The 23987-nt window shown below is 63.3% G+C and carries 22 protein-coding genes and 1 riboswitch; of the genes, 9 read left to right on the forward strand and 13 right to left on the reverse strand.

The window, feature by feature from the left end:
• Nucleotides 1-55: 55 nt before the first annotated feature.
• A complete protein-coding gene (locus tag NXT3_RS23745; protein ID WP_037421456.1) occupies nucleotides 56-1066 on the reverse strand; it encodes an ABC transporter permease in 1011 nt (336 codons plus the stop codon).
• 69 nt (nucleotides 1067-1135) lie between these two features.
• Nucleotides 1136-2662 carry a sugar ABC transporter ATP-binding protein gene (locus NXT3_RS23750; RefSeq protein ID WP_037421458.1) on the reverse strand — a complete coding sequence of 509 codons (1527 nt, stop codon included), beginning with the start codon at nucleotides 2660-2662 and terminating at the stop codon, nucleotides 1136-1138.
• Between the two features lie 165 nt (nucleotides 2663-2827).
• Here NXT3_RS23750 and NXT3_RS23755 point away from each other — a divergent pair, with 165 nt between their 5' ends.
• From NXT3_RS23755 to NXT3_RS23765, 3 genes are all read left to right on the forward strand, one after another.
• Nucleotides 2828-3850 (forward strand): LacI family DNA-binding transcriptional regulator, encoded by a 1023-nt coding sequence (locus NXT3_RS23755; protein ID WP_037421461.1) that lies wholly within the window; start codon nucleotides 2828-2830, stop codon nucleotides 3848-3850.
• A gap of 329 nt (nucleotides 3851-4179) precedes the next feature.
• The gene (locus tag NXT3_RS23760) at nucleotides 4180-4395 is read left to right on the forward strand and encodes a hypothetical protein (RefSeq protein WP_097527035.1); all 216 of its coding nucleotides are present in this window, start codon (nucleotides 4180-4182) and stop codon (nucleotides 4393-4395) included.
• A 122-nt stretch (nucleotides 4396-4517) separates the two neighbouring features.
• On the forward strand, nucleotides 4518-4991 hold the full coding sequence (locus tag NXT3_RS23765; protein ID WP_037421463.1) for a VOC family protein: 474 nt from the start codon (nucleotides 4518-4520) through the stop codon (nucleotides 4989-4991).
• A 118-nt stretch (nucleotides 4992-5109) separates the two neighbouring features.
• Here NXT3_RS23765 and NXT3_RS23770 read toward each other — a convergent pair whose 3' ends face one another.
• From NXT3_RS23770 to NXT3_RS23795, 6 genes are all read right to left on the reverse strand, one after another.
• The gene (locus NXT3_RS23770; RefSeq protein ID WP_037421464.1) at nucleotides 5110-6615 is read right to left on the reverse strand and encodes a tripartite tricarboxylate transporter permease; all 1506 of its coding nucleotides are present in this window, start codon (nucleotides 6613-6615) and stop codon (nucleotides 5110-5112) included.
• A 9-nt stretch (nucleotides 6616-6624) separates the two neighbouring features.
• Nucleotides 6625-7086: a tripartite tricarboxylate transporter TctB family protein gene (locus NXT3_RS23775; protein ID WP_037381923.1), complete on the reverse strand. Its 462-nt coding sequence runs from the start codon at nucleotides 7084-7086 to the stop codon at nucleotides 6625-6627.
• Nucleotides 7087-7321: 235 nt separating this feature from the next.
• On the reverse strand, nucleotides 7322-8299 hold the full coding sequence (locus tag NXT3_RS23780) for a tripartite tricarboxylate transporter substrate-binding protein (RefSeq protein WP_097526970.1): 978 nt from the start codon (nucleotides 8297-8299) through the stop codon (nucleotides 7322-7324).
• Nucleotides 8300-8504: 205 nt separating this feature from the next.
• Nucleotides 8505-9296 (reverse strand): pseudouridine synthase, encoded by a 792-nt coding sequence (locus NXT3_RS23785; protein ID WP_037421468.1) that lies wholly within the window; start codon nucleotides 9294-9296, stop codon nucleotides 8505-8507.
• A 151-nt stretch (nucleotides 9297-9447) separates the two neighbouring features.
• Nucleotides 9448-9870: a potassium channel family protein gene (locus NXT3_RS23790; RefSeq protein ID WP_037421470.1), complete on the reverse strand. Its 423-nt coding sequence runs from the start codon at nucleotides 9868-9870 to the stop codon at nucleotides 9448-9450.
• Nucleotides 9871-10095: 225 nt separating this feature from the next.
• Nucleotides 10096-10668, reverse strand: a complete 573-nt coding sequence (locus tag NXT3_RS23795) for a winged helix DNA-binding protein (RefSeq protein ID WP_104840714.1) — start codon at nucleotides 10666-10668, stop codon at nucleotides 10096-10098.
• A gap of 107 nt (nucleotides 10669-10775) precedes the next feature.
• Here NXT3_RS23795 and NXT3_RS23800 point away from each other — a divergent pair, with 107 nt between their 5' ends.
• From NXT3_RS23800 to NXT3_RS23810, 3 genes are all read left to right on the forward strand, one after another.
• Entirely contained in the window at nucleotides 10776-14384 is a 3609-nt protein-coding gene (locus NXT3_RS23800) for a hydantoinase B/oxoprolinase family protein (RefSeq protein WP_104840715.1), read from the forward strand.
• Nucleotides 14385-14709: 325 nt separating this feature from the next.
• Nucleotides 14710-15921: a glycosyltransferase family 4 protein gene (locus NXT3_RS23805; protein WP_097526974.1), complete on the forward strand. Its 1212-nt coding sequence runs from the start codon at nucleotides 14710-14712 to the stop codon at nucleotides 15919-15921.
• Nucleotides 15922-15928: 7 nt separating this feature from the next.
• A complete protein-coding gene (locus NXT3_RS23810) occupies nucleotides 15929-16903 on the forward strand; it encodes an NAD-dependent epimerase/dehydratase family protein (protein WP_097526975.1) in 975 nt (324 codons plus the stop codon).
• A gap of 185 nt (nucleotides 16904-17088) precedes the next feature.
• Here the strand turns inward: NXT3_RS23810 and NXT3_RS23815 are convergent, their stop codons facing one another.
• The 3 genes from NXT3_RS23815 to NXT3_RS23825 form a co-directional block, all read right to left on the reverse strand.
• Nucleotides 17089-17682 carry a dienelactone hydrolase family protein gene (locus NXT3_RS23815; protein WP_272939083.1) on the reverse strand — a complete coding sequence of 198 codons (594 nt, stop codon included), beginning with the start codon at nucleotides 17680-17682 and terminating at the stop codon, nucleotides 17089-17091.
• 27 nt (nucleotides 17683-17709) lie between these two features.
• A complete protein-coding gene (locus tag NXT3_RS23820) occupies nucleotides 17710-18282 on the reverse strand; it encodes a DinB family protein (protein WP_097527036.1) in 573 nt (190 codons plus the stop codon).
• A gap of 107 nt (nucleotides 18283-18389) precedes the next feature.
• The gene (locus tag NXT3_RS23825; RefSeq protein ID WP_097526977.1) at nucleotides 18390-19439 is read right to left on the reverse strand and encodes a GlxA family transcriptional regulator; all 1050 of its coding nucleotides are present in this window, start codon (nucleotides 19437-19439) and stop codon (nucleotides 18390-18392) included.
• A 156-nt stretch (nucleotides 19440-19595) separates the two neighbouring features.
• On the opposite strand from NXT3_RS23825, the gene NXT3_RS23830 reads away from it, so the two are divergent.
• Together NXT3_RS23830 and NXT3_RS23835 are read left to right on the forward strand one after the other, a co-directional pair.
• Nucleotides 19596-20672, forward strand: coding sequence for a class I SAM-dependent methyltransferase (locus NXT3_RS23830; protein ID WP_037421498.1), 1077 nt, complete (start codon nucleotides 19596-19598; stop codon nucleotides 20670-20672).
• A 156-nt stretch (nucleotides 20673-20828) separates the two neighbouring features.
• A complete protein-coding gene (locus NXT3_RS23835) occupies nucleotides 20829-21902 on the forward strand; it encodes a flavodoxin family protein (RefSeq protein WP_234828260.1) in 1074 nt (357 codons plus the stop codon).
• A gap of 54 nt (nucleotides 21903-21956) precedes the next feature.
• Here NXT3_RS23835 and NXT3_RS23840 read toward each other — a convergent pair whose 3' ends face one another.
• On the reverse strand, nucleotides 21957-22829 hold the full coding sequence (locus NXT3_RS23840; protein WP_104840717.1) for an MBL fold metallo-hydrolase: 873 nt from the start codon (nucleotides 22827-22829) through the stop codon (nucleotides 21957-21959).
• 274 nt (nucleotides 22830-23103) lie between these two features.
• On the opposite strand from NXT3_RS23840, the gene NXT3_RS31835 reads away from it, so the two are divergent.
• Nucleotides 23104-23241: a hypothetical protein gene (locus tag NXT3_RS31835; protein ID WP_158255690.1), complete on the forward strand. Its 138-nt coding sequence runs from the start codon at nucleotides 23104-23106 to the stop codon at nucleotides 23239-23241.
• 98 nt (nucleotides 23242-23339) lie between these two features.
• Here the strand turns inward: NXT3_RS31835 and NXT3_RS23845 are convergent, their stop codons facing one another.
• On the reverse strand, nucleotides 23340-23594 hold the full coding sequence (locus NXT3_RS23845; protein WP_037421504.1) for a hypothetical protein: 255 nt from the start codon (nucleotides 23592-23594) through the stop codon (nucleotides 23340-23342).
• Between the two features lie 150 nt (nucleotides 23595-23744).
• Nucleotides 23745-23976, forward strand: a riboswitch (cobalamin riboswitch).
• Nucleotides 23977-23987: the final 11 nt, after the last annotated feature.

Consider the following 23987-nt stretch of genomic DNA (forward strand, 5'->3'; position numbering starts at 1 on the left):
CTCCCAAAAACAGGTCAGTCTATTGCAGGCCGGGAGACCTGTGGACCCGGCCGTCTCACGGTTTGCGTACCAGCGAGCGCTGTACGAGCATCGCAATAATGATGATCGCACCCTGAATGGCACCGATCAGGTATTCGCTGATGAAGTTGGACAGCAGCATGATGTTGCCGACCAGTTCGAGGATGAACGCTCCGCAGATGGTGCCCCACACGCGGCCCGCGCCGCCCTTGAGCGCCGTGCCGCCGACGACGACGGCGGTGATCGCCTGCAGCTCCCAGAGAATGCCCGTCGTCGCCGAGGTCGAGCCAAGGCGCGGCACATAAAGCAGCACGGCTGCGGCCACGCATAGGCCCTGGATTACGAAAGCGACGGTGCGGACGCGGTTGACGGAGATGCCGGAATATCGCGCGACATCGCGATTGGAGCCGACGGCAACGACGTGCCGCCCGTAACGGGTGCGATAGAGGATGAAGGCGGCAACTGCGGTCACGGCGAGGATCACGACGATCGGAACCGGCACGCCGAGGATCGTGCCGAAATAGGCGGGACGGTACATCTCCTGGAGTTGCGGCTCCTTGAGGGTGATCGCTCCGCCCTGCGAAAGCCAGGTCGTCAATCCGCGATAGATACCCATGGTGCCGAGCGTGGCGATGAAGGGCTCGATCTTGCCCACCGTGGTAATCAGCCCGTTGGTGAGACCGCAGAGCGCGCCGGCAGCTATGGTGAACAGGATCGCTGCCAGCAACATGAGCACGGGGTCGGCGACGACACCGGAATTCATGAACAGGATCATCAGGCTGGCGATGAAGGCGACCATGGCCCCGACGGAGAGGTCCAGATCCCCCGACGAAATCACGAAGGTCGCGCCGACTGCGATGATGGCGATGAAGGCGCTTCGGGTGGCGACATTGGCGAGGTTGTTGATGCTGATGAAGTTGGGATTGACCAGCGCGCCCACCAGCAGCAGCAAGGCCAGGGCAACGAATGGCGCCACGGCTCTCAGATCTATGTCACGCCAGCTGCGTCGGCGGATCGCCTCCTGGCTGCGTTCCTGGTTCACGCTCATATCCAATCGAACCTCCATCCCACCTATCGGGAATCTCTTTGTTGTCGGCGCCGGCGCAACCCACGCGACTCAAGCCGCCGTCTTCTTCTTCAGGCCGGCCGCATAGCGCATGATCTCCTGCTCAGAGATCTCGTCTCCCTCGAGAATGCCGGCGATATGGCCCTCGCGCATGACCGCCACGCGACTGCAGAGGCCGATGATCTCGGGCATCTCGGACGAGACGACGATGATCGAGCGACCGTCCCGGGCCAGCGCCGAGATGAAGTGATAGATCTGCTGCTTGGTGCCGACATCGATGCCGCGAGTCGGCTCGTCGATGATGATGATGCCCGGGTCGGTCTCCATGACCTTGGCGAGCAGCAATTTTTGCTGGTTGCCGCCGGACATGCGACCGACGACGACGCTGTCATCCCTGACACGGATATCGAAGCGGCGGCGCGCCTTGACGAGAGCCGCCTGCTCGCTTCCCGGGTCGAGATAACCCAGGCGAGCATGGCGGCCGAGCGACTGCAGCGTCAGGTTCGCCATCATGCCGGCGTTGAGCAACAGACCCTTGGCCTTCCGATCCTTGGTCATATAGGCTAGCCCGGCCTTGTTGGCCGCATGCACGTCGCCCGACGGCACTGGCTGGCCACGAACCAGGACCTCGCCCGCAGCGCGCGAGCGAAGCCCGACGACCGCCTCCATCAATTCGGTGCGACCAGAGCCGATCAGCCCGGAAAAGCCGAGAATCTCGCCGCGACGGACCTCAAAGCTGGCATCTCGGACATAGCCTGTTGATATCGAATCGACCCGAAGCACGACCTCCTCGTCGACGTCGGGTTCGGTCTTGGCCGGATAGAGGCTCGACAGTTCTCGGCCAACCATCAGTTGCGCAATCGCCTCGCCATCGAGAATGGAGGTCGGCGCCGTCTTGATCCACTGGCCGTCGCGCAACACCGTCACGCGGTCGGTGAGTTCCATGACTTCATCGAGCTTGTGCGATACGAAGACGAAACTCGTTCCCTTGTCGCGCAGTTTGCGCACCAGCCGGAACAGGAAGTTCGTCTCCTCACGCGACAGCACTGCGGTCGGCTCGTCCATGAAGACGACACGGGCGTCGCGGCTGATGGCCTTGGCGATCTCGACCATTTGCTTTTCTGCAATAGAAAGGGAGCCGATCATCGCGTTCTCGTCGACCTGCGAGCCGAGGAGTTCGAGCACACGGCGCGTCTCCGCGCGCATGAACCTGCGGTCGAGCACACCGAAACGCGTTACCTCGCGGCCGAGAAACAGGCTCTCGGTGACGGTTAGGTGTTCGGCGAGATTAAACTCCTGGTGGATGATAACGATGCCGAGCGCTTCGGCAGCGCCATTGGGAGGAAGCTTCACCGACCTGCCGTCCAGCAGGATCTCGCCCGAAGTCGGCTGTTCGAAGCCGGAGAGAATCTTGACGAGCGTGGACTTGCCGGCGCCATTCTCCCCCATGAGCGCATGGATCTCGCCCTGGCGCAGCTCAAAATCGACGCTGAACAGCACCTGCACGCCGCTGAACGACTTGCTGATGCGGCGCGCGGACAGCACGACGGGAGCACCGCCGTCAACCTCCGTGGTCATATTCCCCTCCCTGCGGCCTCCACCGCCCGTTGCGCAGATGTAAACCTTTACACTGACCGATGTAAAGGTTTACATCGAGCATGATCGACAATTTTCTTGCCCTGTGCGTTTGACCCTCGGGCAAGTCTGTGTAGTGTCTCGCAACAAAGTCCGAGGCCCAATCGAGTGTCCAATTCCCCGCCCGCAACCATTGAAGACGTCGCACGGATCGCCGAAGTGTCGATCGCGACGGTTTCAAGGGCCATTCACATGCCGGAAAAGGTTGCCAAATCAACGCGGCTCAAGGTCAATCAGGCGATCGCGATTACCGGCTACACGACCAACGCCATGGCGCGCAGCCTGAGGCTGGGGCGATCAAACATGATCCTTGTGGTCGCACCCGATATCGGCGACCCGAATTTCTCCAGCATTCTGGTTGGCCTCGAAAACGAAGCTCGCGCGCACGGCTACGGCGTGCTGATCGGCCATACTCAAAACGATGCGCAGCGTGGATTGGAGTATCTGAAGTTCTTCAATTCCTACCAAGCCGCAGGTCTGATCCTGTTTACCGGCATCCTTCCCTTCGGCCATCAGGCCGCGACCGATAGTCTACCGCCGAGCGTCGGCGTTTTCGAACCCGTCTTCAACGGAGGCATCCCCTATGTCGGAGTTGATGACGTCGAAGGGGCACGAAAGGCCGTTGATTTGCTCATTTCCGAAGGCCATCGCCGCATCGCGTTCATCGGCGACTCCAACACGCGTCTTGCCTATCGCCGGCGCCGGTCGGGATACGAGGCCGGACTTGCCGCGGCCGGCATCCCGCTGAACCGCCAACTGGTCCTCGACGGCGATGGCACAGTCGAAAGCGGTAGATTGGCGCTGGAACAGTTCTTCATGCGCGATGACCTGCCGACGGCCTTCATGTGCGTCAACGACCAGACGGCGCTCGGCGTTTCGATCGGCCTCAAGGCTCGCGGCTACGATATTCCGGACCACTTTTCGGTCACCGGCTTCGACGACGTCCCACAAGCAAGTTTCATGACGCCGTCGCTGACCACAATCCGCCAACCACGCACCGCGATCGGAAAACAGGCGATGGTATTGTTGCTCGACATGCTCTCGGACCGAGCTGCCTCCGAAACTGAAATCCTGCTGAGGCCAGACCTTGTAGTGCGCAATTCCGTCGGGCCACCCCCGGCCCGGCGATAGAGAGTGGAAGAATGAAGATGCCTGTGTCTGCGAAAGCTGCTGGGCGTGCGCGTGTCCGCGCACTCCGGAGCGGATTGAGGACTTTCCAGGCCAAATTCGAAGTCTTTGGGATTCGAGCGTTCCGCAGCTCGTGGCGATCGTCAACGGCTACCCGAAGGCCCAGCAGGCGACGCCCCGTACCACGGTGCAGAGCGCCTTTTGGGGGGGCGACATCGTGCCCGAAGGCAGGTGCGATGTATTCATATAACTTGCTGCCGTGACCAGGGGCGTGCATCATCGGACATCCCGAGCGCGGGGCATTGGAATTTGGCACGGACGAGGTCAAGCCTATGCACAAGTTCACAGTCGTCGTCATGAAGGAGTTCGAGGCCGACACCGCCGAGGAGGCCGCCTTGCTCATGTATCAGGAACTGGCCAGGGGGCCGGCACCTCTGCAATATTCAGTCACGGACGAGGCGAGGAATGCAAGGGATCTGACGCTCGACCGGGCAGGGGCCGATGAGTTCGCCGCTGTCGATCACACGGCCGATCCCGGCAACTGGTGAGGCTCGAAGGAATTACGAACCCGCGCTCCAGCGGACGAACATTCCGGGGTGGAGAAAAACGGTTGCCTCCTTATTTCGCAGAGGGAACGCGTCGAACGCTTTCAAAGCGAAAGGAACTGGCAATGGAGAAGAACACGATTTGCCTCTGGTACGACAAGGACGCCGAGGCTGCCGCTCGCTTCTACGCGGAGGTCTTTCCCGACAGCAGCGTGGGGGCCGTGCAACGTGCACCCAGTGACTTCCCGTCCGGCAAGGAGGGCGACGTGTTGACGGTCGAATTCACGGTCGCGGGCATTCCTTGTCTCGGCCTCAACGGAGGCCCGACCTTCAAGCACAACGAAGCCTTCTCGTTCCAGATCGCCACCGACGATCAGGAGGAGACCGACCGCTACTGGAACGCCATTGTCGGCAATGGCGGCCAGGAGAGCGCCTGCGGCTGGTGCAAGGACAAGTGGGGGATCTCCTGGCAAATCACCCCGCGCGTATTGACCGACGCGCTGTCGGCCGGCGGCGGCGAGGCAAAGCGCGCCTTCGAGGCGATGATGACGATGGGGAAGATCGACGTCGCCGCGATCGAGGCGGCCCGGCGCGGCTGACGCTCACCGGGTGTATTGCCGGCACGGGTGCCGGTTCGCCGCTCGCCGATGGCTCTATGCAAAGCGGCCCCGCGCTTGGAGAGGCGCGGGGCCGCGGGGCCGCAAAGCTAAACCCTTCTCAATCCTCCTCGACGAAAACCTCCTCGCGCTTCGCCTTGACCGCGGGCAGGAAGACGACGACGAGCACGATTGCGGCCATCAGCAAGAGGCCGGCGCTGATCGGCCGAGTGACGAAGGTGGTCGGGTCGCCGCGCGAGAGAATCATCGCGCGCCTCAGGTTCTCCTCGAGCAGCGGCCCGAGCACGAAGCCAAGCAGCAGCGGCGCCGGCTCGCAGCGCAGCTTCAAGAGCAGGTAGCCGATGAGGCCGAAGAACGCGACGGCATAGAGGTCGAAGACGTTGGAGTTGACGCTGTAGACCCCGATCGAGCAGAAGGCCATGATGATCGGGAAGAGCACGAAATAGGGGATCTTCAGGAGCTTTACCCAGAGTCCGATCAACGGCAGGTTGAGCACGACGAGCATCAGGTTGCCGATCCACATCGAGGCGATGATGCCCCAAAAGAGCGCCGGCTGCTCCGTCGCCACGTTCGGGCCGGGCACGATGCCCTGGATGATCATCGCGCCGATCATCAGCGCCATCACCGGGTTCGCCGGAATGCCGAGGGTGAGCAGCGGGATGAACGAGGTCTGCGCACCGGCATTGTTGGCGCTTTCCGGCCCGGCGACGCCGGCAATCGCGCCGCGGCCGAATTCCTCCGGCCGGTCGGAGAGCCGCTTTTCCACCGTATAGGAGGCGAAGGCGGCGAGGATGGCGCCGCCGCCCGGCAGCACGCCGAGCGCCGAGCCGATCGCCGTGCCGCGGATCACCGGCGCGAACATCCGCTTGAAATCCTCTTTCGTTGGCAGGAGCTCGCTAACCCGTGCCATCAGCACTTCGCGGGTCTTCTCGCTTTCGAGGTTGCGCAGGATCTCGGCGATGCCGAAGACGCCGACCGCCAGCGCCACGAAGTTGAGGCCGTCGGCATATTCGCGGATGCCGAGGGTGAAGCGCGGCGTACCGGTATAGATGTCGGTGCCCACAAGACCCAAAAGCAGGCCGAGCGCCACCATGGCGAGTGCCTTGACGACGGAGCCGTGCGCCAGCGCAACGGAGGAGACGAGACCGACGATCATCAGCGAGAAATATTCGGCGGCGCCGAACTCGAGCGCGATCTCGGTCAAGGGCGGCGCGAAGAGGGCGACGAGGAAGGTCGATACGGTGCCGGCGAAGAAGGAGCCGAGCGCGGCGATCGCCAGCGCCGTTCCGGCGCGGCCGTTGCGGGCCATCTGGTAGCCGTCGATGGCGGTGACGGCGGAGGAGGATTCGCCCGGCATGTTGATGAGGATCGCCGTCGTCGAGCCGCCATATTGGGCGCCGTAATAGATGCCGGCGAGCATGATCAGCGACGAGACCGGCTCAAGCTGGAAGGTGATCGGCAGCAGCATGGCGATCGTCGCCGTGGCGCCGATCCCGGGCAGCACGCCGATCAGCGTGCCGAGCAGGACGCCTATCAGGCAGAAGAGAAGGTTTGCCGGCGAGGCGGCGGTGGCGAAGCCGAGGGCAAGGTTGCTGAAGAGATCCATCGTCGCCTCCTAGAACCGGACCCAGGGGCCGAAACGCTCGAACGGCAGGTTGAGGCCGTAGCTGAAGACGGCGACCGAGAAGATCGCGAGCCCCAGCGAGACCGCCACCGCCCAGAGCGGCTTCATCCGATGCGAGGCGAAACAGGCGATCAGCGCCGTCAGGAAGACGGCGGGCACGAAGCCCAGTCCGCGGACCGTCAGGCCGAAGAAGATCGGCGCCGGCAGGATGAAGAGCATGCCGCGGATGGCGATCGGTCCCATAGGCTCGTGGTTCACCCGGGCCGACTGCACCAGGATGATGACGCCGAGCAGCGTCAGGACGACGGAAAGCAGCAGCGGAAAATAGCCCGGGCCCATGCGGAAGGCGGTGCCGAGCTCGAGCCCGAAGGACTGCCAGGCGAAAAAAAGACCGACGGCCGTCAGGATACTCCCGCACAGCGCGTTGGTGGTATCGAAGGAGATGGCTTTCATCTTGTCCCCATGTTCTCGTTCGGACGCGGCCGCGGACGTCCTGATCTTGGCGATGTCCTCGCTTCTTGTCCGGCTGTGCTCAGCGTCCCCCGCAAGTTGACGGCTGTCAACTTTTCCGGAAGCCCGCCGATTTCTCCGGCCAGCCGTTGCCCCACAGCACGGCCGGCCGGAGGCGATGCCGTCGCCGTACCGCTCTAATCGGAGAACAGGATCGGCGGCGGCTCGCGGGAGCCGATTAGTCGGCGTACTGGCCGGCGGCCTCGATCACCGGCTTCCAGCGGGCGATCTCGCTTTCAAGCTTGGCCTTCAGCGCCGCCGGGGTGGCGTCCGCCTCGCTCGACGGTTCGGTGCCGAGTTCGCCGAAGCGGGCCGCGACGTTCTCGTCCTTGAGCGCCTTCTGCAGCGACTTCGACAGCCGGTCCGTCACCTCGGCAGGGGTTCCCTTCGGCGCATAGATGCCGTGCCAGATGCCGACCTGGAAGCCGGCAAGACCGGCTTCTTCAGCCGTCGGCAGCTCGGGGAAGATCTTCAGGCGCTTCGGCGAAGTGACGGCATAGGCCTTGATCGTGCCGCCCTGGATCTGCTTGGTGGTGTTGGTCGTCTGGTCGCACATTATGTCGACCTGGCCGCCGAGCAGATCGGTCATCGCCGGGCCGGTGCCCTTATAGGGGACGGTGGTCAGCTGGGTGTCGATCGCGTCCATGAACATCATGCCGCAGAGATGCGAGGCGGCGCCGATGCCGGCATTGGCGACCGTCACCGTGTCCTTGTTGGCCTTGGCGTATTCGATCAGCCCCTTGAGATCGGTCGGCTCGAAATCCTTGCGGGCGACGATGGTCATCGGTACTTCGGTGACGAGGCCGACATATTCGAAGGCGTTCAGCGTGTCATAGGCAAGCTTGCGATAGAGCGTCGCGCTGGTTGCCATGCCGATATGGTGAAGCAGGACCGTATAGCCGTCCGGATCGGCCTGGGCGACGCGGCCCGCACCGAGCGTGCCGCCGGCGCCGCCGACATTCTCGACGATGATCTGCTGACCGAGGTCCTTCGACATGGACTCGGCGACGAGACGGGCAACCGTATCGGTCGGGCCCCCGGCCGAGAAGGGCACCACCATGGTGATCGTGCGCTCCGGATAGGTTTGGGCGCTGGCCGAAGCGGCAAACAGGGAAACGGCGGCGACGGCGCCAAGAAGCGCGTTCAATATTTTCATCTTTTTCCTCCCGGATGACTTTGTCCACCAGCCGGCACGGTTCCTCCCGCCGGTCCTGGTTGCAGCCATTAACAAACGGGATTTTAGCACAGACAACCGCCTAGCGCGGCGGTTTCGCGCATTTGTCGTGCCAGTCGCCGGGTGATGGGTGGAATTGGAAACAAAGCCGTTCCGTGATGGGTGGATTCCCACCCATCGGCACAGTTCAACCGCCCGTGCGTCGTCTCAGATACTGGACCTCCGCGTCCGTCAGCAGCCGGCTTCGCCCCTTCGGCAGGTCGCCGAGATTGATCTCGCCGATTGCGACGCGGATGAGCCGCAGGCATTCGAAGCCGAGCGCGTCCAGCATGCGGCGGATCTGGCGGTTGCGGCCCTCCTGCAGTTCGACCTCGATCCAGGAGTTCCTGTCGCCGCTCCTCAAGCCCCGGACATGCGTTGCCGTCAAAAACTCGCCGCCCTCGCTCACGCCGCCGAGCATCGCCTGCATCGAGGCCTCATCGAAGAGGCCGCGGACCTGGACGTGGTAGATCTTGCCGAGATGGGTGGCGGGATCGAGAAGGCGCTGCGCCAGCACCGTGTCGTTGGTGAAGAGCAGCAGCCCCTCGCTCGCCTTGTCGAGTCGGCCGACCGGCGAGAGGAAGCGCGCATCGACCTCGCCGAGGCAATCGAACACCGTCGGCCGCCCCTGGGGATCGTCGCGCGTTGTGACGAGGCCGCGCGGCTTGTTCAGCATCAGATAAATCTTCGCCTCGGCCGCGATCGCCGTTCCGTCGACGGCGATCCTGTCCTTATCGATATCCACCCAATGCGCAAGGTCGGTCGTCTTCCTGCCGCCGACGCTGACGCGGCCCTCGGCGATCAGCTTCTCGGCCTGGCTGCGCGAGCAGTAGCCGACCTTGGAAAGCGCCCGGGCAAGGGTGACGCGCTTGCCGGCGTGTTCGCCGTCGGCTTTGATCCCGGCCGTTTTCCTGCCTCGCAAGGGGCGGCGCTGCTTCACGTCAATCTCCGCGGCTGTTGTATCGGTTCCTGTGGCACAGTCGGCGCCACGGGGCCAGAGTGAAATCTCTGGCTTGCCGCCCCTATCGGCTGAGAGATCCGGCGGCGAGGCAATCGCGCCATTTCATCGATCGCTTGCGGCCCGAAACCGATCAGTGATCTGGGCGAAAATAGAGGCGCTGGATCACCGCCATCATCAGAGCCGTGGCCCAGCCAAAGATGATCCAGCCATTGATCGCCTCGAAGGTGGCGACCTGACGCCAGTCCTTGCCGAGCACGATGTCGCCGTAGCCGACCGTCGTGAAGGTGACGGTTGAGAAGTAGAGCGCCTCTTCGATGCTCGGAAGCGTCTGCGCAAGATAATAGAAAGCGGCCCAGAGGCAGACATCGATTACGATCGGAATGATCAGGTAAATGACCCACGCCACGGTGACGAGGGTCGGATAGCGGTGAAGGATATAGGTCCGGTGCTTCTCCAACGACCGGAAGGCGTGCAGCCCGGCAGACATGAAAAACGCCTGAATGGCCACCGTCGACGCGATCAAACCACAGGCGATGACCAGCCGGAAAATCACTGATGCCCCCTCGCAGCTTCGTTGGATCGGAGCCGATCTAGGGATAGAAACATGCAGCGAATTAAAGTGCTACAGCGATTGTTGCCCCGTGACCATCGAAGGCGCTTGCCACCATCGCCTGCTTCGGTTGCAACTTTGCCAGAGGCGGCGTGATGCGTGCCCAGGCATCGGGCCATGGCCGTCGCGGCTCTTTCCTTCACCGCGGAATATCAGCATGATTGCCCTTCACAGCGTTGTCGCGGCGCGGGCCGATTGCTCGTAGGCGCCGGAGAGGAAGCGCAGCACGGTGGCGATCTCCGAGAGGGTCTCCTCCGGCGGACGGGCTCTGGCGGTCGAGGCGACGAGCAGGCGCTCGCGGATCTGGGCATAGCGGGCACAGGCCTCGGCGCCCTTCTCGGTGATGCGGATCATCTTCTCCTTGCCTTGCCGGCCGGTCGTCACAAGGCCGGCACCCTCGAGCTTGCGGATCGCATAGGTCGCCACATGGGTGTCCTCGATGTCGAGGACGAGGCAGATGTCGGCGAGCTTCTTGCCCCGGTCGCGATGCCGGATCGTATGCAGGATCATGATTTCCATCGCCGAGAGGCCAGGAACGCCGGCGGCGGCCATGCAGCGCACCATCCAGCGCTGGAAGGCATGCGAGGCGAGGATCAGGCCGTATTCCACTTCGGAAAGCCCGGGCGAACCGCCTTCGGCAAGGTGAGCCGACGACACGATCGGGCCGATGGCGGAGACGGATTCCGGATGGTCGGGCGGAAGGGCTCCGGCCCGCTTTTCGCGCTCCCGCTTCTTGGTCATCGGCACACTCCTGATCTGCGCGACGACAACATTTTATCGACAAATTGTCAATAAAATGCTTTTGTTGGAGCCAAGCGGAACTGGCATTTCAGCGTGGAGAGACGACGATGGCTGCAACGTGGGACTTCTGGGTGGATCGCGGCGGCACCTTTACCGATGTGATCGGCCGCGACCCGGAAGGCAGGCTGCATGCGCTGAAGGTGCTTTCGGAAAATCCCGGCGCCTATCGCGACGCCGCCGTCCACGGCATCCGCCTGCACCTCGGCCTTGCCGCCGGCGAGCCGGTGCCGGCCGGACTGATCGGCGAGGTGAGGATGGGCACCACCGTCGCCACCAATGCGCTGCTGGAGCGCAAGGGGGAGCGGCTGGCGCTGATCACCACGCGCGGCTTTCGCGATGCGCTGCGGATCGGCTACCAGGAGCGCAAGAAAATCTTCGCTACCGAAATCATCAAGCCGGAGGCGCTCTATTCGGAGGTCGTCGAGCTCGACGAACGCGTGCTCGCCGACGGGACGATTGAAAAGGGGCTCGACGAAACGGAAGCGCGGCGGGCGCTGGAAGCGCTGAAGGCGAGCGGCTACCGATCGGTCGCCATCGTCTTCATGCATGCCTACCGCTTTCCCGAGCATGAGGCGGCCGTCGCGCGGCTTGCCCGCGAGACCGGCTTTGCGCAGGTTTCTGCAAGCCACGAGGTCTCACCGCTCGTCAAATATGTCGGCCGCGGCGACACGACGGTCATCGACGCCTACCTCTCGCCGGTGCTCGGCCGCTATGTGGCACAGGTTTCGGAAGAACTGGACGTTGCCCGGGCGGGCGCCCGGCTGATGTTCATGATGTCGTCCGGCGGGCTCACCGCCGCGGACATGTTCCAGGGCAAGGACGCGATCCTTTCCGGGCCGGCGGGAGGCGTCGTAGGACTTGCGAGGACCGGCGAGGCGGCGGGCTTCGACCGCGTCATCGGCTTCGATATGGGCGGCACCTCGACCGACGTCGCCCATTTCGACGGCGAATACGAACGCGCCTTCGAGAGGGAAGTCGCGGGTGTGCGCGTCCGGGCGCCGATGCTGTTGATCCATACGGTCGCGGCCGGCGGCGGCTCGATCCTCCATTTTGACGGCGAGCGCTTCCGCGTCGGGCCGGGTTCGGCCGGCGCCAATCCGGGCCCGGCCTGCTACCGCAACGGCGGGCCGCTCGCCGTCACCGACGCCAATGTCATGCTCGGCAAGCTGATGCCGGAATTTTTCCCGGCGATTTTCGGGCCGGATCAGAACCTGCCGCTCGACGTCGAAACGGTGCGGGCCCGGTTCGCGGCGCTTGCGGCCGAGATCGGCGACGGCCGCACCCCGCAAGACGTCGCCGACGGCTTCATCCGCATTGCGGTTGCCAACATGGTCGAGGCGATCAAGAAGATTTCCGTGCAGCGCGGTTACGACGTGACGCGCTACGCGCTGAACTGCTTCGGCGGCGCGGCCGGCCAGCACGCCTGCCTCGTCGCAGATGCGCTCGGCATGACGAGCATCCTGCTGCATCCGATGTCGGGCCTGCTTTCCGCCTACGGCATGGGCCTCGCCGATATCCGCGCGACGCGGCAGAAGGCGCTTGGCGTCGCGCTCGACGATGTCGGGCCGCAGGCGCTCGCCGGGCTCGGTGCGGACCTGCAGGTCGAATGCCTGGCGGAACTCGACGCGCAAGGGATTGGCCGCGACCGCATTCGCACGCATCTTCGCGCCCATATCCGCTATGCCGGGACCGACACGGTGCTCGCCGTCGAGGCGCGCTTTCCCGAGATTGACGATGCGGCCCGTCTGCGCGCCGGATTCGAGACGCTGCATAGGCGCCGCTTCGGCTTCATCGCCGAGAACAAGCCGCTGGTGATCGATGCCGCCGAGGTCGAGACGGTCGGCGGCGGGGCGGTGCAGATGGAAACGGACGGTCTGGCGACAGCTTCAGGCGAGGCGGTCGTTAGCCGACAAACCCGTTTCTATTCGCAAGGCCAGTTCCACGACGCGCCGGTGGCGCTGCGCTCGGAAATCAAGCCCGGCGAGACGCTGACCGGCCCGGCGATCGTCATCGAGGCGAACCAGACGATCGTCGTCGAGGACGGCTGGCAGGCGAAACTGACCGCCAGGGACCATATCGTGCTCACGCGCATCAAGCCGCTGCCGGCGCGAACGGCGATCGGCACCAGGGCCGATCCGGTGATGCTGGAAATCTTCAACAACCTCTTCATGTCGATCGCCGAGCAGATGGGCGTAACGCTGCAGAACACCGCCTATTCGGTGAACATCAAGGAGCGTCTCGATTTCTCCTGCGCGGTCTTCGACAACAGAGGCAATCTCGTCGCCAATGCGCCGCACATGCCGGTGCATCTTGGCTCGATGGATGCGTCCGTCGCCACCGCGATCCGCGAAAACCCGGTCACCCATCCGGGCGACGTGTTCCTGATCAACGCCCCCTATAACGGCGGCACGCATCTGCCGGACCTGACGGTCTGCACGCCGGTCTTCGACAATGAGGGCCGGGCGACCCGCTTCTGGGTGGCAAGCCGCGGCCACCACGCCGACATCGGCGGCATCTCGCCGGGCTCGATGTCGCCGCTCGCCGCCAATATCGAGGAGGAGGGCGTCTATATCGACAATTTCAAGCTGATCGACCGGGGCCGCTTCTCAGAAGCGGAACTGGAAAGGCTGCTCACCGGCGCGCGCTATCCGGTGCGCAACATCCTGCAGAACGTCAACGATCTGAAGGCGCAGGTCGCCGCCAACGAGAAGGGCGTGGCGGAACTCAAGAAGATGATCGCCCAGTTCGGCGAAGAGGTTGTCGAGGCCTATATGGGCCATGTACAGGACAATGCTGCCGAAAGCGTCCGCCGCGTCCTCGACCAGTTGAGCGAGGGCGAATTCTCCTACGAGATGGACCAGGGCTGCCGGATCGTCGCGAAGATCACCGTCGACCGCGAGAGGCGTGAGGCGACGGTCGACTTCACCGGCACTTCCGAGCAGCGCGCCGACAATTTCAACGCGCCGGAGCCGGTGACGCGTGCGGCGGTGCTTTACGTCTTCCGGGTGCTGGTCGAGGCGGATATCCCGATGAATGCCGGCTGCCTGAGGCCGATCCGCATCGTCATCCCGGAGGGCACGATGCTTTCGCCGCGCTATCCGGCGGCCGTCGTCGCCGGCAATGTCGAGGTCAGCCAGGCGGTCACCAATTGCCTGTTCGGCGCCGTCGAGGCGCAGGCGGCGGCGCAAGGGACGATGAACAATCTGACCTTCGGCAATGCCAGCTACCAGTATTACGAGACGATCTGCTCCGGCGCGCCGGCCGGTCCCGGATACAACGGTGCCGACGCCGTCCACACCCATATGACCAATTCGCGGCTTACCGATCCGGAGATCCTCGAGACGCGCTTTCCGGTGGTGCTCGAGGATTTCCATATCCGCAAGGGCTCCGGCGGCCGCGGCAAGTGGTCGGCCGGCGATGGCACGCAGCGAACGATCCGTGCCCGGGAGCGGCTGGATTTCGCCATCCTTTCCGGCCACCGGCGAATCCGTCCCTTCGGGCTGAAGGGCGGAGAACCCGGCGAACTCGGCCGCAACTATGTCCGCCGCAATGACGGCCGGATCGAGGAATTCGCCGGCTCGGCGCATACGGTGCTCGAGCCGGGCGAGGCCTTCACGGTGGTGACGCCGACGGGAGGCGGCTACGGGAAGGCGTGAAGTTGCGGGTTCGGACAGCACCACCGGCAACTTACCACTTTGCGTCAACAGCAGCCGCACGACCCGCTCCGTCAGTGGCCGCGGTCGCTCCCTCCGCGGGCATGGGCGAGTGCCACCGTAAATGGCTCAGTTGAGCCCTGATCAAAGTCGGGGATTCCTCGTCCGTCACGGCGACTTAATGAATTTGACACCACCCGATAGTGAAAAAGGCTGAATTGCAATCGACCCCAAAATGGCGCCTCATTGAGCGGCGGGAAGTCTAGCTTATGAGCTAAAAGTATGCGCCCGTGCCGGGCGCGCGTACCATTTGCGATGGTCCTGGGATATGCGCCTTATAGTCATAAATGACGTATCGGTCGTGCGCGGCGGCGCAACAAAGGTCGCAGTCCAGTGCCTGCAAGCATGCCGAAATGCCGGCATCGACTGCACGTTTTTTGTCGGGGATGACGGCGTCGGTGTGAAGGAACTGGACGTTGCCGTGCGCACGATCGCGTTGGGCGAAAGACCGTTGAGAGACGGACACAGCATCGCCGATATATTCGACAAGCATTTCAACAAACGTGCCTATGAAATGCTTTCAGCATTGTTGTCCGAAAGCCAGGAAGAGACTGTTGTCCACGTCCATGGATGGAACCAGATATTGTCGCCGTCCATCTTCCATGCTCTCGCGGCGAGCAAGGCGAGGGTCATCATCACGGCGCATGACTATTTTCTGAATTGCCCGAACGGCGGACGCCTGAATTTCAGGAGCGGCGCGATCTGTAATCTAAAGCCGATGTCCCTCGATTGTCTCTTAACCAATTGTGACAAGCGAAACTATTTCCATAAGCTCTGGCGCTTTCGCCGAAGCCTCGTCCAATCAGGCGCTGGCGACGCATTCTGGGAACGCGTCGAAGTAGTGCTGGCGCACGAAGGCATGGAAACCTACCTGAAGTCGGGTCCTCTCCGGCATTTCACCACATTGCGTACGCCCACGGAACCTTTGACGCGGCTGTCGACGGAGCCGTGGCGCAGAGAGCGCATCGTCTTCCTCGGACGGATGACCTGGGAGAAAGGCGTCCGCACCCTTGGTGAGGCTTTGCGAATGACGGGCCAGGCAGCAACCCTGATCGGCCGCGGCCCTTTGCTCGCCGAAATGCAGAAGGCCCTTCCCCATTGCTGGGTGCCGGGCTGGCTCGATGACGAAATGGTATCCGAAACGGCCGCCCAGGCGCGCGCATTCGTCATGCCGTCGCGAATGCCGGAGCCATACGGCCTGGTGGCGGCCGAGGCATTGATGAGTGGAATTCCCGTGATCGTAAGCAGCAACGCGTTGATTGCCGAGGAGATCGAAAGCAATGGCGCGGGCCTCATCTTCGAGAGCGGAGATGCGGGCTCGCTCGCCGAGGCTCTGGTTAAAATCAAGAGCGATAGTCTTGTGAGAAAGCTGGCCGAAGGTGCACGGGCCTTCGGCAAGAAAGTCGCTCCAAGTCGCAAAGAGTGGGAACGTCAGTTAATTGGCATTTATAGGGGCGAATCTGCTCTTCAGTTAGTCTAGGAGGACCATGGCACGAGCACTTGTGACAGGCGGATGCGGCTTCGTCGGACGGCATCTTTGTGATCGGCTTCTTGCGGAGGGGCTGGATGTCGTCTGTGTTGATTCGTTGAAGCCAGGAACAGGCGCAAAGCACCCGCTTCGTTGGAGGCGTCCGAGCGTGAACTTCGTCTTTATCGAGGAGGATTGTAGATCCTACTTCGAAACTTCCTGCGAACACTTCGACTACGTCTTTCATCTTGCGGCTCTCGTCGGCGGGCGAATGACGCTCGAGAATGAAACGCTTCTGGTCGTCGAAGATCTGGCGGTCGATGCTGCGCTGTGGCGATGGGCGAGCGAGCACAAGCCCGGCAATGTTGTCTATTTCAGCTCCAGCGCAGCCTATCCCGTGGCGTTTCAGACCGAGGAAATGCAGACGCCGCTCTCGGAAGACATGATTTCGTTCGAACGCTCGCTTGGCGTTCCTGATTTGAGTTATGGCTGGACCAAGCTGACCGGCGAGTATCTCATGAAGCTATATGTCGAGCGCTATGGCGGCCGCGCCATCGCGTACCGGCCTTTCAGCGGCTACGGCGAAGATCAGGACCTTGCCTATCCGTTTCCGGCAATTTGCCGGAGGCTCGTCAAGCAACGGGGAGCAGCCGAGGTGACCGTCTGGGGCAGCGGCCGTCAGCGCCGTGACTTCATTCACATCTCCGATTGCGTCGACTTTGTCTGGCGCACAATGGACCTGCTGCCGACAGGAAGGAGCCTAAACGTTTCAACCGGCTGTGCGACGTCATTCATCGAACTCGCTGGTCTGATAAGCGAAGAGCTCGGCTGGTCGCCGAAAATCGTCGGAACAACCAGTCGTCCCGAAGGGGTGTTTTTCCGGTGCGGGGACACCGAGCTTCAACGGCACTTCGGGCTCGCGCCGCAAGTTAGCCTTAAAGACGGAATCAGGCGTTCGCTGGACGTTCTCCGTGCGCGGGCGACCCACCGATAGGGGCAGGATAAGAGCCGATCAACATCCTGCTGCGATCGAACGTATTGTAAACATGACTCAGCTCGGAATGACCTTGCCGGATCTTGCTGCCTCTGGCGCAAAGTACGACAGCTTCAGGCCGGACGCAGTCATTGGCAGTATCTGCCATCTCTCTGGCCCAAAGGGCACTCGCGTTGATCGCGATCCTACAAGCGGGCGAGGAAACGCTCGACACGATCCCATGTTAGTCTTGCGGCCACGGCGTCGTGGTCAGCGAGGGTGGGGTCGGTGTAGATATGGCCGGCACCGGGATAGGTGAAGATTTCGAGGGCGATCGGCGTTTCTGCCGCGGCAGCCCTCCAGGCAGCAACCTCCTCGGCCGGCTCGAAGGGGTCCGGATCGGCAAGGTGCAGCTGCAAAGGCACGCCGGTTCGGGCATTGGCGGGGAGTTCGGCGATGCTGTGCAGGAAGAGCAGTCCGGCGGTTTTGGGACGCTTTGCCCAGAGGGTTGCGGCGACGGCTGCGCCCATAGAAAATCCGCCGAGCACTGCCGTTGCCGGCAGGTCGGCGACTGCCCGTTCGGCTCGCTCGAAAAGCGTTCGCCAGCCGATCCCGTCCCTCAGGGCGACAGCCTCGCCGATCGAGCCGGCAACGCGGCCATCGTAAAGATCCGGCGTTACCACCTGGTGACCGGCCGCGGCCAGGCGCTCGGCAGCATCGCGCTCGAGCGGGCGCAGACCGTAGGCAGAATGGAAGAGGATTACGGTCGCCATTCTCATATCTCTCGTGCTGGTGGCAATGTCGGTGCAGCAAACCGGGCGGTCAGCCTATCGCATCAGTAGGGTCTCGCTCCAGTCCAGCGCGGCGAGGTCCTCCACCCGCGCTTCAGCATTGTCCGCCAGGATGAATTCGTCGATCTGCGGCGGCGGAACGCTGGTGCCGGAGAGCATCGAATGGATTTGGCCGCGATGGTGCTGGCCGTGCAGGAAGACGTGCAGCAGGGTGTCGGCGACGGTCTCGGTCAGCGTCCGGTCCGGCCAAGGGATACTTATCTTCCGCGACAGTACCTCGAGGGTCAGCGTCTCGCAGAAATCGACCAGCCAGTCGTCGACCTCCGCCCGCTCGGCCGCGAATTCGGCGGGGGTGGCGCGGCTGCCGGGCGGGTTCGGCGGGCCCGCCAGATCGCCCCGCAGCGTGTCGATATAGTAGCGATCGGCATTCAGGAGGTGCACCATGGTTTCCTTCAGCGAAGGAAAGAAGGAGGTCCGCGCCGCCTCCCATTCGCCGGGCTGCAGTGCCATGCAGGCGCGGTCGAGGCGCGCATTGGCAAGGCGCGCATTGCGGGCCAGCTGGCGATAGGGCCGGCAGACGAGATCCGGTGAGAAGGTCGTTCTGTCCATGATTGCCTCGTTTTCATGCGTCGACACTTTTGTGGCGGCTGCTGCGGTCGAGGTCAACGAGAAGATGCGGGCAAGGGCTTCATGCAAGCTCAGGAGTCCGATGCGCCTCAGCTCTCCCGGCGCGGCTGCGCGAATTCCGGGATCTTGAAGCGGCGGCGATAGCTTCCCGGCGTCACCCCCGTCAGCCGCTTGAAAAGACGGCGGAAGAAGGCCGGTTCCTCATAGCCCACCTGCCAGCTGATCTCGTCGACCGGGGCCTCCGTCCGCTCGAGCCGGCGCTTGGCTTCCTCGATCCTCAGCCGCTGCACATAGGAGATCGGGCTCAAGCCCGTCGCGCCGGTGAACCTGCGCTTGAAGGTGCGCTCGCTCAGCCCGGTGAGGCGGATCATCTCTTCCAGCGGATTGGCGACCGGGAAATGCGTGGCAAGCCAATCCTGCGCGGCGCTGATGGCGAGATCGTGATGGTCCTTGCGTCCCTCGAAGGTCATATAGGGGGCGAGCCCGTCTTGGTGCCATTGCAGCGCGAAGAGCCGCGCAACGGCCTGCGCTGCGGTCGCGCCGGCATGGCGGGCGATCAGATAGAGTACCAGATCGTGCCAGGTCATCGAGGCGCCCGAGCTGATCAGTTCCTCGCGTTTGCCGGAGACGACCAGCACCTGTTCGGGCCGAATCGGCACCCTGGGAAAGGCAGACTCGAAGGCGCGTGCGTAGCCGAAATGCACCGTTGCGTCGACGCCGTCGAAGAGCCCGGTTTCGGCGAGCAGAAAGATGCCGGAGCAGGCGGAGCAGAGAAGCGCGCCGCGCCGGTGCATCGCCTGGAGCCAGTCGACCAGCTCTGTGTGCAGGCCCTTTTTCCAGCCTTCCGGTCCGAGCAGGACCGAGGGGACAATGACGATATCAGTCGCCACGAGCGAGGCGACGCTGCGCTGGACGGAAATCGGCACGTGGCTGGCGAGCTGCAGCGGTCCCTGCTCCAGTCCGACGATCTCGACCCGGAAGGGCGGCGGGTCGAGCGGTGCATGGCCGAGCGGCGCCATCACAGCGAAGGCGTTCATAACGTCAAAGATGCCGGTCAGCGTCGAGACCACCGCCTCGGGGATGGCGACGAGGCTGACGTGGATGGGCTGCGTGCCGGTCTCGGCTCTCTGGCCTGGCATCTCGAATTCCCCGGTTGGTTAACGACGACGCGCAAACAGACGGCCTGTGGCGCAAACGGCCCGATTGTGGACCGATCGGCTCTGCCGCTCAACCGCGATTGCTGCGATCCTCGACCATCGCCGAAATTCATCGGCGCCCATGGAGGAGAGACGAATATGCAACAGACCCGGAAAGGAAGCGTGGACGCCGCCAAGCTCGACGCGTTCGTCGCCCGCGCGATCGGCGACCTCTCGGCTGGCTATGGCGGCGTGATGGTGAGTCTCGGCCACCGGCTCGGCCTATACAAGGCGATGGCGGAAGCCGGCCCGCTCACCTCGCGGGAGCTCGCGGGCCGCGCCGGCTGCGCCGAGCGCTATGTGCGCGAATGGCTGGGCTCGCAGCTTGCCGGCGGCTATGTCGGCTATCATGCGGTGAGTGATACCTATGAGCTGGCGCCGGAGCAGGCGCTTGTGCTGGCCGACGAGGACAGTCCCTACTTCATCCCGAACGCCTGGGCGGTGCCAGCGTCCATGTGGACGGACGAGGAGAAGGCGCTCGAGGCCTTCCGAACCGGCAGGGGCATTGCCTGGGGCGACCATGACGGGAAGCTCTTCTGCGGGGTCGCGGCCTTCTACCGCAATGCCTACAAGGCGAGCCTGGTTTCCGAATGGCTGCCGGCGCTCGACGGCGTCGTCGAGAAGCTCAAAGCCGGCGCACGCGTCGCCGATGTTGGCTGCGGCCACGGCCACTCGACGGTGCTGATGGCCGAGGCGTTCCCGGCCTCCGAGTTCCGCGGTTTCGACAACCACCTGGATTCGGTGGCGGAGGCCTGGAAGATCGCGGCGTTGGCAGGCGTTGCCGAGCGGACAAGCTTTGCGACCGCCTGCGCCGACGATTACCCGGCTACCGGCTACGATCTCATCTGCTTCTTTGATTGCCTGCACGATATGGGCGATCCGGTCGCCGCGGCCTCGCATGCCGCGAAAGCCATCGCACCGGGCGGCACCGTGATGCTGGTCGAGCCCTTCGCCAAGGACCGGGTCGAGGACAATGTCTCGCCGGTGGCGCGAATCTACTATGCCGCCTCGACGACGATCTGCTGCGCCCATGCGATCGCCGACGGCGGCCGCCTGGTGCTCGGCGCCCAGGCCGGCGAAGCGCGCCTTGAGGACGTGTTCCGCAAGGCCGGCTTCAGCCGCTTCAGGCGCGCGCTGGAAACGCCGTTCAACCTGATCCTTGAGGCGCGTCTCTAGAGCGGCGTGCTCCGTGATCCATCAACCTGAATATCCGGGCAGTACCTTACTGCCCGAAACAATCGTTGCCGAGCTCGATTACAGATTGCAGGTATAAAGAGAACGAACCGCAGCTGGACGTGCGCCATGACGAAAAGCCCTGAGACAAAACCGACGATGATTGAGCCGCGCAAGGGCACGCCAAGCCCGAGGCTCATGGAGAGCGAATTTCGCCGCCGCTTTCTCAACCGGTTCCAGGACAAGGCCTTCGACGCGCTTCGCCCGGAACTGGACAGGATCGCTGCCGCGGCATGGGATGCCCACGAGCATCAGCGAAAGGCGCCGCGTACCCGCAAGGCCGGAGCCGCCTTCAAGGATCCGAACTACGAACTGTCGGTCGATTGGCTCGCCGCGCGCGATGCGATACATGCGGCGCAGATGCGCCACGACGACCCGGACGGGCCGGCGCGTATCCTGTTGATCAGCGGCTCGTCGCGCAGCGAGCACACCTGTCCGGGCGAGATGTCGAAGTCCTATAGACTGACGCGGATCGCGCAGGACGCGTTGGACCGAACGGACGGGGTGAAGACGACCGTTCTCGAACTGCATCGCCTCGCTTCCGAATATGGTCGCGTGATTCATCCGTGCAAGGCCTGCTTTTCCACCTCGCCGGCTCTGTGCCATTGGCCGTGTTCCTGCTACCCCAACTATTCGCTCGGCCAGGTCGACGACTGGATGAACGAGATCTATCCGATGTGGGTCGAGGCGCATGGCATCATGATCGTCACGCCGGTCAACTGGTATCAGGTGAGCTCCCCGATCAAGCTGATGATGGACCGGCTCGTCTGCGCCGATGGCGGCAATGCCGATCCGACCTTGACGAAGGGCAAGGATGCTGCACTTGCCAAGGCACTCGAACTCGAGGGCTGGAGCTATCCGCGGCATCTTGCCGGGCGGCTCTTTTCCGTCATCGTGCATGGAGACGTGGAAGGGGTCGAGAACGTTCGGCGCAGCCTGTCGGACTGGCTCTGCTACATGCATCTCGAACCGGCTGGCGCCTTGGCGGAACTGGATCGCTATATCGGCTATTGGAAGCCCTATGCGCTGAGCCATGCGGAGCTCGATGCCGACGAGGCGGTGCAGGAAGAGGTCCGCAACGCGGCGCGGACTCTCTTGGAGGCAGTGATGCTCAAGCGAAACGGACAGTGGGTCTCTGCCGGCAAGGAGCTCTCGCAGCCACGCCAGAAGTGATCGAAGCTCACGGCAAGCGATGCCCGTAAACCACGGTCGAGGCGGTGGACAAGCTCATAGCGCGGAGAGGGCGGCGATGTTCTTCCGATGCACGGCCTCATAGGGCTCGAAATACGAGACGGCCCCCGTTGCCAGGTCCTCGGCGATAAAGTCCTTGAGGGATGCGGCTCGGCCCTGTTTGACCGCCTGCATCAACTGCTCGAGGTAGCACCGGTTGGCGTCGATGAGCCACGCTTCATATCCGCCTGCCGCGATCCGATCCGGATCGCCGTGGTTCGGCAGGATGCGATTGATCGGCCAGGTCGCCAGGCGCGCGAGCTCGCGAATGTGTTTCTCGGTGTTCTCCGCTTCGGAAACATAGGTGACGGTGTCTTCGAGCGTATCGCCGGCCAGAAGAATTTTCTCGTCCGGCAACCAGAGGATGGTCCCGTCGGCGCTGTGGATGTCGAAATGGTGGAGCTCGACCCGGCGACTTCCGACCTCAAGGTCCAGCCTCGTTTCAAAGAGACGATTGGGCATGACGAGCGGGCTGATGGGCGGGACGCGTGTGGCGAGTTGATCGCGATTGGCATGAAGCAGATGGGCGGTCAGCTTCAGCGCGATGATTTCGCAATCGGCAAAGACCGCATTGCCGGCGACATGGTCATTGTGCCAATGGCTGAGGACGACCCGGATGGTCCTTGCGCCGAGCCCCTCGAGATGGCGCCTGATGGCTTGCGCATGGGCAAGCGAGATATGCGTGTCGTAGACGATCGCCTCGCCTGCATTAAAGACCGCATAGGAGGCGACCCCCAAGCCGTAGGCACCGTCATCGAGCCAATTCGGCTCCGCGCCATGAAGTCTCCGCCCCTCGATGCGGCCGTCGTAGTAGGCAAAGACGCCGTGATGCGGTTCAAGGATTCTCAGTGTCGAGGTCATGTCTGGCATGCGAGGCTCTCGAGCAAATTGGCTTCAATCTCTGCCGCGGCGGTCGGCGGCTCGGCAGCGCAGAACTATCACATCCTGACCGCCGCTCACATCGGTTTGCGCATGATTTGGCTCTAGCCCTGCGCGGCCGGAATTAGGAAACTCGCGATTCGTTGTGGTGCCATAAATCATTGAAAGGTTGTATTTTTGCCAATTCATTAACAAATCCCTACATTCCTGCGTCTTTCGGGATCGGCCGGCTGTTGTCGGCAGGCGAACCGCAGCCAGCAGGAGTTTGCGATGGCTGGAAGAGGGCCGGGCGAGGGGACTGCTCGACATCGGCGAGCCGCTGCCCACCGCGCGCATCTTCATGGACCTGATCTTCGGCGCCGCGGCGCTCGAGACCGGCCAGGGACCCGAATGGCCGGGCTGACCGGAATGGCCGGGCTTCATGCGCAGCTGCATCCGCCTGATCGTCAACGGCATTGCGCAGGGGCCCGCGCAAGGCGATTGATCGTCTTCTGCGGATCGTCAGGTCATCCTGCGAACCACCCAGAGAGACCGGCCCGCATGGGCTATACCCGAGACGAGCCGCAGGCGAGGGTCGTCCTTGAGCCGCTCGGCCTCGGCCGCATCGAGAAGCAGCGCCTGCCGATCGGTCTCGTTAGCGTTCGGCGTAATCCAGCAGCGCCGTTCCTCGCAGCAGAGGCCTGCTTCCGGATGCTCCTGCAGGTATTCGATCGCGTATCCGGCCTCGACTTTTTGCAGTTCCGCGTCGATCGACATCGTCCTTCCTCCCGACCTGAAATCGCTCGGGATTATACCTGATTGTGGCGGCCCAGGGAGCGGCGGCCTCGGCATCGGGGTCCGCACTGTGTGGAGGCATCGCCGAAATGTTGGTAGGCAGCACTGGCCTTGACCAGTCATGATCAACGAATTAAGGAAGCCAGCGACGGTTCCCCTACGATGAAGCGAAGGGGATTAATAGGGAACACGGTGCGGACGACCCAACAGGGACCAAGACCGTGGCTGCCCCCGCAACTGTAAGCGGATTGCCGCCCATCCTCGTGACGCGAGAAGCGTCATGCCACTGCGAAATTGTCGCGGGAAGGCAGGTGGACGGCAGATATCCGCAAGCCAGGAGACCTGCCGTCATGCGTTCACTCCAATCACGGGCGG

This window comes from Sinorhizobium fredii (genome assembly GCF_002944405.1).
Classification (GTDB): Bacteria; Pseudomonadota; Alphaproteobacteria; order Rhizobiales; family Rhizobiaceae; genus Sinorhizobium; species Sinorhizobium fredii_C.